The organism is Streptomyces polyrhachis, from assembly GCF_042663125.1.
GTDB lineage: Bacteria > Actinomycetota > Actinomycetes > Streptomycetales > Streptomycetaceae > Streptomyces > Streptomyces polyrhachii.
The window spans coordinates 22,189-35,704 of record NZ_JBHSZO010000047.1 but is presented as its reverse complement, the minus strand read 5'-3'; the positions used below and the strand labels follow the sequence as shown (position 1 = coordinate 35,704).

Here is a 13,516-nt window from a genome sequence, read left to right as displayed (position 1 = left end):
GACGGCCTCGGTGATGGAGTCCAGTGCCGCCTGCCGGTCCCCGGCATCGCTCTGCCGGTTGGAGAGGTTGTTGTACCAGCCGGCGAGTGTCGCCTGTCCCGCTTCATCATGTTGCTGGGTGTCATCGGGTCGGGATCGTTCAGTCGCGATCAGTGCCAGGCGTCGTAGCGTGCTGTGGCCCAACGGCAAGGTGGCGGCCAGCTTGGCCAAAGGCAGCGATACAGCCTCGTCTGCGGCAAACTGCTCCAGGGCACTGACAAAGGGGCCGCCATGGGTGGCGGCCACCGCGAGTGCCGCCGACCACAGGTCGGGAGCGGCGTGCAGCGCCTTGAACGCCATGGAGGCCGCCTCTGCCGGGTCACGCAAGGTGGAGAGCCGAGACACGCCTACGCATGCATTCAATTGCTCATCCGGCTCGGCGGCTTTGAGGCACCTGCCAAGCAGTTCGTCATCCGCGCTGAACACGCCGGCTATCAGGTGCGTGCCGATCGGATCGGGCCGAACCGCGATCGTGTCATCTTCAGGAGTCGTGGGCAGCAGGTCCTCAAGGAGAGCGGTGATCTCATCGCGCCGTTTGGCGTCGCCGGCGAGTTCGACAACGGTGTTGAGGACCTCGTTGAGGCGTTCCTTGCGTGGGGCGAGCAGGCTGAGGCATGCCCCTGCCTCGCGCAGTAGCGCTTTGGTCCGTCTTGACGGTTTCCCGATCTGGGATTTGTACGCGCGGATCCAGTAGTCGAGTTCGTGTTGAAGGATCTTCTCGTACAGGGCCGACTCGGACGTGGGCGTGGCACCTTGCTCCACGTCAGCCTCAGCCACGAGCCAGGCGAGCATAACCAGGTCGAGGGTGGTCCATCGACCGGAGCCTGGATCCTGCGGTGGACTACTGCCCATGGCGTGCTTCTCGGTGACGCCGAAGGAGCGCAGTGCGGCCCGGTAGACGCCGGTTTGCCGAGATGGACGGGGAGGCAGGGGAACCGGCTGGACGATGTGGGGGTAGTTGTCGTCTCTGAGTGCGTTGGCGACATCCTCCTCCCACCAGCCGCTGACGGAGCGGGCGGTCAGAATCAGGCACGTGGGTGCTTGGCGGTCGCGCAGCGTGCGGAGAACGTGGACGATGTCGTCCGACTTGTGGTCGTCGGCGTAGTCCACGACAAGCAGCAGCGGGGATGCCACCCGCCCCAGCCAGGCGCAGTCGTGCAGATCCGGATTCCGGACGAGGAAGCCGGCGTACCAGCCGACGCGGCCCAGAAGATGGGCGAGTTCGGCGGCCAGGCGGGTCTTCCCGGCGCCGCCGATGCCGTGTATCAGCGCGATGCGGGGGCGGGGGCCGTCCGGGTCGGGGGCCTGGAACCAGTCCATGAGGAAATCGAGTTCGTCGCGCGGGTGGAAGCGGATGGTGTCGTGGCGCGCCCACAGCAGTTTCAGTGGTCCGCGGTCGTTGTCACCGTCATGGGTGGGCAGGTAAGGCGACGTGAGTACCTGGGCCCGGGGTTGATCGGGCAGGGGCAGCGGTTCGCAGTCTTCGTAGCCCAGGCCGATGTCCAGGGTGACGTTCAGGCGGTCCTCGGTGTCAGCCTGGCGCACCAGCTCCGCTCCGTGGGAGACCGCCTCGGCCCAGGTCTGCTGCCGGCGTCTGAGGGGATCGGCGGCATCGGACCGGGAGGCGGCCCCGGTCACATCGACGGCCACGAACGCGCCCGGGTCCTCCTCGGAGTCGGCGAGCTCGTCGAGGAATCCCTCGGGGAGGGCCTGCCAGTCGGCGTCGGCTTCGTTGATGCGGTAGTCCCGGTGGGCGCGGTTGGACCAGTTACCGTCCAGCCATACGGCGACCAGCGCGTGCGCGGGACCGCCTGCGCTCCCTTGCGTGATCAGGAGCAGCGGGTGCAGTCCTGCATCAAGGCATGCCCCGGCGAACGTGACGGCGAGGTCGAGGCACGTACCGTGCCGGGGGGACTTCAGCACCTCGCAGGGCGGGCGGATGGTCTGCCGACCGGGGTCGCTGGTCGTCGGTTCGTCCGCGTACACGATGCCTCGGCCGGCGAACGCCTCGTACAGGGCGCGCACGCGGTCGATCGGGGGCGCGTCGCCGGGGGCTGGTATCTCGGCGCCGAGGATGTCGGCCGGCGTGCCGCGGGTGCTTTCGCCATGGCGTTTGCGCTGGACGTACTCGATCAGCGTTTTCGGGTCGCTGCTCGACCAGCGGCGCCAGGGGCTGGTCATCCGCGTATCTCCTCGTTCTTTGACGTGGCCTCGGAGCCGATGACGCCCAGGACGTCTCCGGTGGTGAGGCGGTGAACGGTCGGTACGTGTGTGGCGGCTACGTCCACGGCGTACGTGCCCGCAGGCATCGGCGAGAGTTCAGCCTGCCAGTGACCCTCCGCTGTTCTCTTGCACGCAAGCCACTGCGGATCTCCGACCAGTCCACCCTCTCCGCGGGCGCGGGCCCGGACGCGTATGCCGGTGCGCTCGTCGGCGGAGGTTCCGTGCAGCGTCACGCCGACAGGGGTCGGCCGGCCGGCCGGGACCACGTCATCCAGGTCGAGGCCGAGCCACGGCCGTTCGGGCTGGTCCCCGCGCACGGCTGCCAGTGAGTCGCCTGCGTACTCGGTCATGATGTCCAACACTGCGGACGAGGACCCCAGGGCCATGTGGCGGTCGGGCACCGCCCTGCGGGCACGCTTGTCCTCCTGCTCGATCGGGATCGCCGAGATTGCCGGGACCGTACCGTCACCGTGCCAGTCGCCGTTCGGCAGCCAGGGCGCCGCGTGCTTCGTCACCGCGATGCCGGCATCGGACAGCGACGACCGCTGAAGAGTGCCGTGCCCCCGGCCGAACACCGCCGTCACCTCCGGGCAGTCCCGTTGCCCGTACAGCGCGTTCCAGGCTGTCTCGATGTCCTCGTGGACGCCCCGCGCTTCCTTCGCCCTGGCCGCGAAACCTGGAGGGAACGCCGCCGGCGTCTGCGCCGCCAGCTCGTGCGGGGCCAGCGCCAGCGCGCCTCCCGGCTGTTCCACAGTCGGATAGCGCGGCAGGAGTTCGTACGCGGAAGGCCACTGCCGCAGCACCTCCGTGAGCCCGCTCAACCGCTTCGGTCCCACTGCCAGCCCGTTCACCAGGACGTCGAGGGCCTTCGGCGCACCCCGGTGTGGCGTGCCGAGAGTGACCAGGGCCGCGCAGTCGGCCGCGCCGCCCAGCGGGCCCAGCCAGTAGCGGGCGACCAGTCCCCCCATGGAGTGCGCCACCACGATCACACGCCGCCGCCGGGCGGCGGGGAGTTCGCCGCCGAGACGGGCCTTGATCTCACCATCGAGGCGCTCGGCCGCATGCCGCACGCTGTACCGGAAGTCGTACGGGAAGAGCAGCACGTCCGCGCGGGTGTCCGGCTCGTTGCCAGGACGTGCGACATCGACGCGTATGTCGGAGAACCGGTTGCTGAGCTTGCGCACCAAGCCGTCGTATCCCGGGACGATGAAAGGCCCGATCAGCGTGATGTCCGGCATCAGCCCGACCGGGACCAGGTCCGGATGCGTGCTGAGGCCGAGCCGATGGGGTCGCGTCGCCGCGGCGACGAACCGCCGTCGGTGCTTGTCCCAGCGCGTCGCACCCTTCGCCGTTTTCAGGATGCTTCCGCCGATTCCCGGCACGACTACGATGAGATGCCTGAGACGAGCCATCGTTGCCCCCGTACGCACTCGCCGGCCGAGGGTCGGCTTGAGTTGACGACTAATCAGTGGGAGGAACGTAGCAGCCGACCGGGCGCGTTCGCCTGCGGATGCTGCTGACCGAGGCAGGGCTTCAGCCAATTCGTCTGAGAAGGGCTTCGGCATGCCAGGATGCGCGGCATGTCTGATCGCGCGCTGAGGTTCGGGGCGAGGGCGGAGGCGTACGAACGGTTCCGGCCGGGGTATCCCGCGGAAGTCTTCGACGCGGTGGCGGCCTATGCGGGGCGGCCGGTCCGTACCGCCCTGGAGATCGGCGTCGGGACGGGCAAGGCCACCCGCCTGTTCGCCGGGCGGGGGTGAAGGTCACCGCGACCGACCCCGACGGCGCGATGCTCGCCGAACTGCGCAAGCACGTACCGGCGAGTGTCATAGCGGTGCGGGCAGCGTTCGAGGACACGCGGCAGGACGAGACGTACGGGCTGGTCTACGCGGCAGCCGCGCTGCACTGGACGAACCCGCGGGGCCGGTGGCCGCGCATGGCCGCGCTGCTGGAGCCCGGGGGCGTGTTCGCCTCCTTCGCCGGACCGGTCCAACTGGCCGACCCGGCAGTGGAGGAAGCCGTCCGCGTGGCACGGGCGCCGTTCCTGGACAGCGACGAGATCCCCGCTCCGGACGGTACGCCTCCCGGCCCCGGCATGCAGTGGCCGGGTGCGGAACTCCAACGGGCCGAGTGGTTCACCGACGTCCAGCAGCGCGTCCTCGCACGGCACTTGACGATGACTCCCCACGACTACCTCGGCCACCTCTCGACCGTCTCGGCCTATCTCGTCCTGCCGCCCGCGGACCGAGACCGGGCATTGCGCCAGATCGGGCAGGCACTGCCGGAGACGGTCGAACTCACCGCCGACATCACCGTCCACCTCGCGCGCCGACGCCTCGACCGGTAGCCCCGAAACCGCGCACGACTACCGCTGCGAACACGGAACGGTTCAGAGGCTGTGCCGGACAAGGCGGAGGAGCCTTGGCTACGGGGCCGTGTCGCGCAGGTCCGGGCGGTTTCGCGGGAGTCCGAAACCTGCCATCTTCTTCTCCTCGTAGGACAGGAAGCCCATGCTCCGGTAGAAGGCGTGGTTGCGCTTGCCCTCCGGGGAGGATTCGTGGTCCGTGGAGAGGAGGAAGAAGCGGCAGTGGGAGTAGCGCTTCACGAGGTGCCCGACCAGGGCGCGACCGACCCCCTGCCGGTGGTGTCGGGGGTCGACCACGACGTCTTGGACGTAGCAGATGTGCTCGTCGTCGGAGATCGTGCGGGCCAGGCCCAGGAGCGTTCCCGATCCGTCCCGCGCCGTGAGGACGAGGTGGGAGTTCGCCAGGCCGCGGCAGAGCTTGTCGACGTCGCTGGTGTAGCCGTCCCAGCCGACCGAGTCGTAGAGGCCCAGCATCTCGGCAGGATCGAAAACATCTTCTTGCGCTACAAGCACACCAAACCCCCCAGGCAATGGCACCACTTCTTCCTGACTGGCCCTCGCATCTGACGTCATGTCCATCGGTCACGTCAAGATCCGAAAAGCCGAGGGCGGCTGTCGCGGTGTCGAGCCCGGCGGCGCTGGACGGCGTACGGCAGCCCGGTCCGGTGAAAGCGTCCGGCGCCCGGAGACGTGAACGCGCCTGCCTCGTCGGATTCTTCGGGGCGCACGATCTTGTTTGCCAGTAGTTTGCCCCGGTCGAACGTTCTTTCCTTTAGTATCCGCTCCGGTACTCATGGGGAGGGATGCGAACAATGGTGCAGATTCATAGACGAGGGATGGCCGGTGCCGCAGCCGCGCTGGTCGCCGCCGGCTTGCTGCTCGTCGGGGGCGGGGCTGGCGTCGTCTCGGCGCAGGAGACCCTGCGGTTCGACGTCACAACGGGGTTCGACCGCACCGTGCCCGTGCGGTCCGACGGGCACGGCGACGCCTACCGCCCGCTCAGCGTCCACTTCGCCACCCCCGGATCGGGCACCCTGCGCGAGGTGAGGATCACCGTCGACGGGTCGCAGCTCGCCGGAACGGCCGAGTTCGACCTGCCGGACGGATGCGTCCGCGACAGCGCCACCCCCCTCAAGCTCGTGTGCGACCTCGGCGACGCCGCACACGGCTTCGGCGGCCTGGACGTCGGCGTGCGCGCCGCCCAGGGCGCGCAGGCGGGCGCGAGCGGGCGGGTCGCCTTCACGGTGACCGCCGCCAACGGCACGGCCACGCCCGGCAGCAGCGACTCGGCCACCGTCACCGTGGGCGACGGCCCCGACCTCGCCATCAACGACCTCGGCGCGCAGCTCAAGATCGCACCCGGTACGGAATCCGCCGTGCGGCTGGAGATGACGAACGCCGGCAGCCAGGACGCCAAGGGCGTGGTGGTCTTCCTGCGCGCGGGCTTCGACAACGTCGGCATCCTGGGCAACCACAGCAACTGCGTCTACGAGTCGCGGAGCGGCGCCCAGCGGGGCGTGTTCTGCACCTTCCCCGACGCCGTCGTCAAACCGGGCGAGACCTACGCCCTCAAGACCCCGGTCACCCTGACTGTTCCCCAGGGCGCCCGCGGCGACGTCATCCAGTACGGCGACGCGCTCATCGGCAACGACTGGACCGGCGAGCCCGAAGGCACGCCCGGTACCGGCGCCCCGCTGGAACTGGTCCCCGCCCAGGCGGCGCTGCGTACCTTCGACGCGGAGCCCGCCCAGGACATCGACGAGTACAACAACCTCAACTACACCGAGATCTCCACCGGGGAGGTCAAGGACGTCGCAGCGGTGGGCGGGACCGTCCAGGCGGCGATCGGTGCGCAGGCAGACGCGGTCTTCCGGGTACGCAACACCGGCACCGTCCCCACCGGCGCCGTGAACTCCGACGGCCGGCCGGGCGTGCAGATCTGGGCCCTGTTCCCCTCGAACGTGAAGGTCCTCTCCGCCCCCAAGGGCTGCACCAAGCAGCAGGCCGGTCCCGAGGAGCTCGCCGCTTACCCGCTGGACCGGGCCCACCCGGAGACGGTCTGGACCTACGGCTGCTCCCGCAGGGCGGCCCTCAAGCCCGGCCAGGATGTGGCGTTCACCTTCCGCGTCAGCCACCTCAAGGCGGTCGACGACAGCTACGCGGGCGTGGTCGCGTTCGGTGACGAGGACTTCCTTGCCGACCGCGGCAACAACGTCGCCCGCCTCTCCTTCACGGCCGCCGCGGACGACGGCACCGCACCGGCCGGGGGCCGCGACGACCTCGCGGACACCGGCGGCAGCGGCACCACCCCCTGGCTCGCGGGCGGGGGCGCCCTCACCGTCGTTCTCGGCGTGAGCATCGTCCTCGCCGCGCGCCGGCGCAGGTCAGCGGGCGCGTAACCGCTACCCGACCGCGATACGACCGCGATACGAGCACCGCCACGGGTGCCCGCCCGGCAGGAAACCGCCGGGCGGGCACCCGTATCCGTACCCCCGCGGCGACCGCTGGATCAACCGGATCGCCAGGTCCGGGTCGTGAGGGACCCCGGTCACGCCCCGGCGGCCCGGGCGAGATAGACCGTGTTGGACGACGGCGCCCCTTGCAGCGGGTTGTCGAACGTGACGACCCTCGCTTCGACGTCCGTGAAGGAGTCGGTGAGCGCGGTGGTGAACGCCTCGTCGGGTGGGTCGTTGGACCACAGGGCGAAGATGCCGCCGGGGTGGAGGTGCTGGCTCAGTCTGCGCAGGCCGGCGGGTTCGTAGAAGGAGGCGTGGGCGGGGTGCAGCAGGTGGCGCGGTGAGTGGTCGATGTCGACGACGATCGCGTGGAAGCGGCGGCCGGGGGTGGCGGGGTCCAGGCCGGCGGGGGAGTGGGCCAGGGCGAAGAAGTCGCCGTGGACGGGGCGGCAGCGCGGGTCCGCGAACACCTTCCCCGGCAGCAGCCCGCGCTCGTGCCAGTCGATCACCGCGTCCAGGGCGTCGACGACGATCAGCGAGCGCACCCGGGGGTCCGCCAGGACCGCCTGGGCGGTGCAGCCGAGCCCCAACCCCCCGACGGCGACGTCCAGTTGCCCGCCGTCGCCGAGTTCGGCCAGGGCCAGGGTCGCCAGCTCCCGCTCAGCCACGGTGAACAGACTGGACATCAGGTACTCGTCGTTGAGCTTGATCTCGTAGACGTCCTGCTCGACGACCGGATACCAGCGCTTGCGCAAGGTCAGCTCGCCCAGCGGCGTGCGCCGCCAGTCCAGCTCCTCGAATCGTGGGCCCATGCCCGCCTCCCGGATCAGTGCCGGCCCGAGATGCCGGCGGTGTCGAAGAGCGTACGGATCGCGGAGATCCTCCCCGCCTCGATCCGCAGCCAGGTGGCCGTCTCGACCGCCGGCGCGCCCTTGGGCCGCAGTGTGGACCACAGGAGGGCGTTGGCGTCGTCGCTCAGCTGGACGGCCACCTCGTCGCTGCCCGTGATCCGCGCCATCTCGGCCATCCCCGCGACGCAGGCGTCGATTCCGGTGGCCTGGGCGAGCGGGCCGGTGAAGGTGACGTCGGGCGCCAGGATCGACCTGAGGGCGTGCTCGTCGCCGCTCAGCATCGCGGCGTGGAAGGCGTGGGCGAGGTCGGCCGTGCTTGCGGTCATGGTCGCTCCTTGCGTGGGGGGATACGGGGCCATTCGACCACGAAGGGCACGGTTCGCTACGGACGCCGCCGCCCCGGACGCCGTTCCCCCGCCGGGCCGGTGCGGCAGCCGCACCAGGGCGCTCCTGCGCGCGAGCCGGTCCAGTCGTTCTGCGGTTCTCTTCGGCAGCAGACGCATCCTCGGTGCTCCCTCCCCTGCGTGCGTACGGTGCGGCGGTCGCCGCTGCCCACGCTCGGCCGTACCCTTCCGCGCGCCGCCGCACGACACGCGGCCTTCGCCGAGAGGCACCCGGACCGCCGGGCGCGGCCGCCGTGCGTGACTCGTATGCCGGACCGTCAGCGGCGTTTCGCCTGTCCGGTTTGTGGAAGTCTGGCGCGTTGTGTGAGGCGCCGTACGGTGCCGGGTCGCAAAAAAAGGGGTGCGCAGTGGACGCGTGGAAGTGGAGCAGCACGGCGAGGACCGTCGCGGGGTGCTCCGCTGCGGCGTGCGTCCTGTTGGCGGGATGCGCGGTGCCGAGCGTCTACCAGCCGGACCGGCCGGTGTCGGGCGGACCGTTCACCTTCTACGTGAGCCCCGACGGGAGCGACAAGAACAACGGCCTGTCGCCGGAGCGCCCCTGGCGCACGCTCGCCCACGCCAACGGGGTCCGCTTCAAGCCCGGCGACCGGCTGCGCCTGAAGGGCGGCGAGCGCTTCCGCGGCCGCCTGACCCTGGAGAAGGGCGAGGCGGGGCGGCCGTCGAAGCCGGTCGTGATCGACTCCTACGGCACCGGGCGCGCCACGATCGCCCCGAGCGGCACCTCGGGCATCGCGGTGCGCAACACCTCGGGCGTGGAGATCCGCGACCTGACGATCGTCGGCGACGCGAGGAAGAAGCGCGACGGCGACGGCATCTCCTTCTTCAGCAACCTCCCCGGCTCCCGGCGCCTCGCCCACATCCGCGTCTCCCACGTCGAGGTCAGCCACTTCGAGTACGGGATCAGCGTGGGCGCCGACCCCGGTACGGGGGGCGGCTTCCGCGACGTACGCATCACCGACGCCTCCGTGCACCACAACCTCGACGCCGGACTGGCCGTCTACGGCCCCGACTTCGACGCCGACGACCCCGACTACGCCCACCAGCGGCTGCGCATCGAGCGGGTGCGGGCGCACACCAACACCGGCGACCCGGCCAGCGACACCCGCAACACCGGCAGCGGCATCATCCTGGGCAGCGTGCGCGACGCGACGGTGAGCCGCGCGGTCTCCTACGGCAACGGCGCGAGGTCCGCCGCCGACGCCGAGGAGGGCCCGGAGGGCATCTGGACGTACGACTCCACGCGCGTCGTGATCGAGAACAGCAGGTCGTACCGCAACCACACCGGCTCCGAGGTCGACGGCGGCGGCTTCGGCCTGGACAACAACGTCTCCGACTCGGTCCTGCAGTACAACCTCTCCTACGGCAACGACGGCCCCGGCTTCCTGGTCTACTCCGGCCAGCCCACCGGCGCCCACCGCAACAACACGATGCGCTTCAACGTGAGTTGGGACGACGCGCGCCGACTGCCCTGGTACGGCGGCATCGTGGCGTACGGCACGATGCTGCGGGACCTGGACATCTACCACAACACGGTCCTGATGCGCACCGCCGACCTGGAGGACACCCCGGCGGCGATCGAGGCCGGGGTGGCGGGCTCGCGGCCCCCGGCGCTGCGGCTGCGCGACGGGATCCGCGACGTCGGCGTCCACAACAACGTCTTCGTCACCGACAGCGGCCCGCTGATCGAGACGGAGTCCGCGTACGGCCAGGAGCGGGTGCGCATGCAGGGCAACGACTACCACAGCACCGACCGCTGGACGATGCTGTGGGGCGACGAGCGCTACTCCGGTCTGGACGGCTGGCGCGAGGCCACCGAGCAGGAGACCCTCGACGGCGAGGCGACCGGATCGAGCGCGGACCCCTGCGTGAACGCGGCGACGGCCCCGCTCACCGGCCGCATCCGCGCGGCGGCCCTGACCGCGCGCTGTACGGACGAGGCGGCGGGGCTGCGCCGGCCGGCCGCGTTCGGCATCGACCCCGGGCCCGTCGACTACTTCGGCGCCCGGCTGCGCGGCGGCCGGGGCCCGGCCTGGGCGGGAGCCGCGCAGCCGGACGCCGGCCGGCCCCGCAGCGGGGACTGACCCCCGCTCAGAGCCCGTAGCCGCGCGGGTTGAGCTGCTGGAAGTTCCACGCGTCGCGGCACATCGCCGCCACGTCGTGCCGCGCCCGCCAGCCCCACGCCGCAGTGACTTTCGCCGGGTCGGCGACCAGCTCCGCGACGTCGCCGGGACGGCGCTCCACGATCCGGTACGGGATCGGCCGCCCGGAGACCTCCTCGAAGGCGCGCACCAGCTCCAGGACCGAGGAGCCGTGCCCCGTACCGAGGTTGAACACCGACATGCCGGGGGTGTCGTCGAGGTGGTCGAGCGCCACGCGGTGGCCCTCGGCGACGTCGGCGACGTGGATGTAGTCGCGCACCCCCGTGCCGTCGGGGGTGGGGTAGTCGTCGCCGAAGACGCGCAGCTCGCCGCGGCGGCCCACGGCGATCTGGCTGAGGAAGGGCATGACGTTGTTCGGCACGCCCCGCGGGTCCTCGCCGAGCAGCCCCTCGGGGTGGGCACCGGCGGGGTTGAAGTAGCGCAGGGCCAGCACGCGCAGCTCGGGCAGGCGCCGGCACAGGTCGTCCAGGATGCGCTCGCAGGTCCACTTGGTGGTGGCGTACGGGTTGGTGGGCGCGGCCGGGGAGTCCTCGGTCAGGGGGACGGTGGTGGCGTCGCCGTAGATCGAGCACGACGAGGAGAACACCAGCCGGTGCACCCCGTGGGCGTGCATCGCGGCGAGCAGGGCGGTGGTGCCGCCGACGTTGATGTCGTAGTAGGCGAGGGGGATGCGTACGGACTCCCCGACGGCCTTCTTCGCCGCGAAGTGGATGACGGCGTCGACGCGGTGGCCGGCGAAGACGGTGTCCAGGGCGCGGCGGTCGCGTACGTCGGCGCTGTACGCGGCGGCGATCGGGCGCCCCGCGGTCTTCGCGACGCGCTCCAGGGCCTCGGGCGAGCTGTTGGAGTGGTCGTCCAGGACGACCACCTCGTAGCCGGAGAGCAGGAGTTCGACGCAGGTGTGGCTGCCGATGAAGCCGGCGCCGCCGGTCACCAGGACGGTCTGGGTCATGGGGGTCTCGCTTCCTGGGGGTCCCTCGGGGTGGGCGCTCACCAGACGTAGAAGCCGGTGAGGTAGGTGGGGAAGACGGCCACGGCCAGCGTCAGCGGGAGCAGCGTGAGCGCTCCGGCGGTCAGCGGCAGGCGGGCGGTGCGCAGGGCGCGGCGGCGCGGGACGCCGGCGGCGCGCGCGGTCTCGTTGATGTGCAGGGCGCCCACCGCGAGGGTCACCGCGGCGTAGGAGACGGCGCCCAGGATGCACAGGAACACGTAGCCGACGGCGGGGCCGGTGAACTGCCCGACCAGGGCGGTGCTGGACAGCAGCGTGGTGATCAGCAGGTACGGGGCCACGGAGCGCAGCGGCAGCGGCTCCAGGCCGTCGCGCTTCTTGGGCGTGACCTTGAAGGTGACCGGCCGGGGCCGCAGCCGCTGCAGCAGGGCCGCCCCGACGCCCCAGGCGACGAACGGCCAGCGGGCGATGCCGAAGAGCCAGATCTCCCAGCTCATGACGGGGGAGTCCTTGGGGCGCAGCAGCCCGCGCCGGCGGCACAGCAGCGTGAGGAGCATCAGCCACACCGACATGGCCCAGAAGTGGCCCAGGAACTGGAAGTAGTTGACGTTGATCCACGGGACGCCGGTGACCGCGGCGAGCGGCGGCAGCAGGACGCCCACCGTGGTCGTCAGGGCGAGGAGGGGGTAGTAGGCGAGCGCGCAGGCGAAGCGCAGGCGCAGGGTGGCGGGCATGCGGCCCAGGTGGCGCGGCAGCATGCCCAGCAGCATCACGGCCAGGCTGCGCGACCACTGGAACTCCTGGATGATCATCGCGCCGAAGGTGATGGGGCCGTCGCCGTGGGCCTCGGCGTCGATGGCGAACGCGCCCTGCCAGCCCGCGGAGTTGAGGAGGAAGGAGGTGGAGAAGTCCTCGGCGAGTTCGGGGCCCAGGCCGCCGATGTCGCGCAGGGCGCGGGTGCGCAGCGCGTAGTGGGAGCCGATGCACAGCGGCGCCAGCCCGGCGGAGTAGCCCAGCTGTACGGGGCCGTGGAAGAGCGCCTCGCGCTGCAGGCGGCCGCGGGCGGCCCAGGACTGGGCGGCGTTGGCGTCGCAGATGCTGGGGGCGGCGACGTAGCCGACGGCCGGGTCGGCGAAGGGGCGCAGGACCTCGGCGAGGTAGCCGGGGTGGGGGACGTGGTCGCAGTCGAGCTGGGCGACGACGTCGTAGTCTGCGTAGCCCCAGTGGTCGTAGAAGAAGGCGAGGTTGCCCTCCTTGCAGCGGGTACGGCGCGGCCAGTCGGCCCGGTGGTAGTCGCCGCGCCCGCGACGGCAGGAGACGCGCACGCCGTGGTCGCGGCACCAGTGGAGGATCTCCTCGGTGGGGTCCTCGTCGCACAGCCACACGTCGTAGTCGTACGGGAAGTCCTGGGCGAGCATCGCGGTCAGGGTGGTGCGGGCGATGTCCCAGTCCTCGGAGGGGGCGCGGGTGACGACGAAGGCGCTGCGCAGGCGGGGGAGTGCGATGGCGGGGTTGAAGCGCCGCATCCGGATCAGCGCGACCAGGAAGTGCACCGGCAGGTAGGTCAGGTACAGCAGCAGGGCGCTGTTGACGACCAGTCCGAACCAGCCGGTGCGGTGCTCGGGTTGCAGCCACCACGCCCAGAACCACACCAGGCAGGCGGTCCAGCCCAGCGAGAACAGCGCGACCAGCACGCGGTCGCCGCGGGAGAAGGCGCGTACGAAACTGTCGGGGCGGGCCCGGCGGTCGGGGCGCCCCGCGACCAGGACCGGGCCGTCGGGGCCGATGGCGCTCACCGCACCGCCGGACAGGGCCCGGATCTCGCCCTGGAGCGCCTGCCACTCGGCCGGCGAGCCGGGGGGGAGGGCTGGGGGGTCGTGGACCGTGGTGGCCCCGGGGCTGAGACCCTGCTCCGGTGGTGTCATGGCAGCGTGTTCTCCCAACGGTGCGATCAGGCGGGTACCCCCCGCGTCACCACGCCGCGGGAACGCCGTACACCCGGCGGGGCGGGCGGAGCCTCTCCCGCGAACACGGACAAGAGTATGGACATATATAGGAATTTCTGAGGAA

At 71.1% G+C, this 13,516-nt stretch carries 11 protein-coding genes; 4 read left to right on the top strand and 7 right to left on the bottom strand.

What is annotated here, in order from left to right:
• Together ACFQLX_RS23075 and ACFQLX_RS23070 are read right to left on the bottom strand one after the other, a co-directional pair.
• A partial coding sequence (locus ACFQLX_RS23075; protein ID WP_386418092.1) for a hypothetical protein occupies positions 1 to 2,220 on the bottom strand: 2,220 nt, incomplete at its 3' end.
• Positions 2,217 to 3,644, bottom strand: a complete 1,428-nt coding sequence (locus tag ACFQLX_RS23070) for an esterase/lipase family protein (protein WP_386418091.1) — start codon at positions 3,642 to 3,644, stop codon at positions 2,217 to 2,219. The genes ACFQLX_RS23075 and ACFQLX_RS23070, both read right to left, overlap by 4 nt.
• Positions 3,645 to 3,842: 198 nt before the next feature.
• On the opposite strand from ACFQLX_RS23070, the gene ACFQLX_RS23065 reads away from it, so the two are divergent.
• Both ACFQLX_RS23065 and ACFQLX_RS23060 read left to right on the top strand, forming a co-directional pair.
• The gene (locus tag ACFQLX_RS23065) at positions 3,843 to 4,022 is read left to right on the top strand and encodes a class I SAM-dependent methyltransferase (protein ID WP_386418090.1); all 180 of its coding nucleotides are present in this window, start codon (positions 3,843 to 3,845) and stop codon (positions 4,020 to 4,022) included.
• Positions 4,019 to 4,609 carry a class I SAM-dependent methyltransferase gene (locus ACFQLX_RS23060; protein ID WP_386418089.1) on the top strand — a complete coding sequence of 197 codons (591 nt, stop codon included), beginning with the start codon at positions 4,019 to 4,021 and terminating at the stop codon, positions 4,607 to 4,609. Before ACFQLX_RS23065 ends, ACFQLX_RS23060 begins: the two co-directional genes overlap by 4 nt.
• Positions 4,610 to 4,687: 78 nt before the next feature.
• Here the strand turns inward: ACFQLX_RS23060 and ACFQLX_RS23055 are convergent, their stop codons facing one another.
• Complete coding sequence (locus tag ACFQLX_RS23055) at positions 4,688 to 5,101, bottom strand: GNAT family N-acetyltransferase (RefSeq protein WP_386418087.1); 414 nt, start codon at positions 5,099 to 5,101, stop codon at positions 4,688 to 4,690.
• Positions 5,102 to 5,463: 362 nt separating this feature from the next.
• On the opposite strand from ACFQLX_RS23055, the gene ACFQLX_RS23050 reads away from it, so the two are divergent.
• Positions 5,464 to 7,026: an LAETG motif-containing sortase-dependent surface protein gene (locus ACFQLX_RS23050; protein WP_386418085.1), complete on the top strand. Its 1,563-nt coding sequence runs from the start codon at positions 5,464 to 5,466 to the stop codon at positions 7,024 to 7,026.
• Between the two features lie 149 nt (positions 7,027 to 7,175).
• Here the strand turns inward: ACFQLX_RS23050 and ACFQLX_RS23045 are convergent, their stop codons facing one another.
• Both ACFQLX_RS23045 and ACFQLX_RS23040 read right to left on the bottom strand, forming a co-directional pair.
• Positions 7,176 to 7,895, bottom strand: a complete 720-nt coding sequence (locus ACFQLX_RS23045; protein ID WP_386418084.1) for a spermidine synthase family protein — start codon at positions 7,893 to 7,895, stop codon at positions 7,176 to 7,178.
• A gap of 14 nt (positions 7,896 to 7,909) precedes the next feature.
• Positions 7,910 to 8,260, bottom strand: coding sequence for a nuclear transport factor 2 family protein (locus tag ACFQLX_RS23040; RefSeq protein WP_386418082.1), 351 nt, complete (start codon positions 8,258 to 8,260; stop codon positions 7,910 to 7,912).
• A 509-nt stretch (positions 8,261 to 8,769) separates the two neighbouring features.
• Between ACFQLX_RS23040 and ACFQLX_RS23035 the strand changes: the two genes are divergently transcribed.
• Positions 8,770 to 10,419: a right-handed parallel beta-helix repeat-containing protein gene (locus tag ACFQLX_RS23035; RefSeq protein ID WP_386418080.1), complete on the top strand. Its 1,650-nt coding sequence runs from the start codon at positions 8,770 to 8,772 to the stop codon at positions 10,417 to 10,419.
• A 7-nt stretch (positions 10,420 to 10,426) separates the two neighbouring features.
• Here the strand turns inward: ACFQLX_RS23035 and galE are convergent, their stop codons facing one another.
• Together galE and ACFQLX_RS23025 are read right to left on the bottom strand one after the other, a co-directional pair.
• Positions 10,427 to 11,449, bottom strand: coding sequence for a UDP-glucose 4-epimerase GalE (gene galE, locus ACFQLX_RS23030; protein ID WP_386418079.1), 1,023 nt, complete (start codon positions 11,447 to 11,449; stop codon positions 10,427 to 10,429).
• 38 nt (positions 11,450 to 11,487) lie between these two features.
• Positions 11,488 to 13,371: a glycosyltransferase family 2 protein gene (locus ACFQLX_RS23025; RefSeq protein ID WP_386418077.1), complete on the bottom strand. Its 1,884-nt coding sequence runs from the start codon at positions 13,369 to 13,371 to the stop codon at positions 11,488 to 11,490.
• Between the last annotated feature and the right edge of the window lie 145 nt (positions 13,372 to 13,516).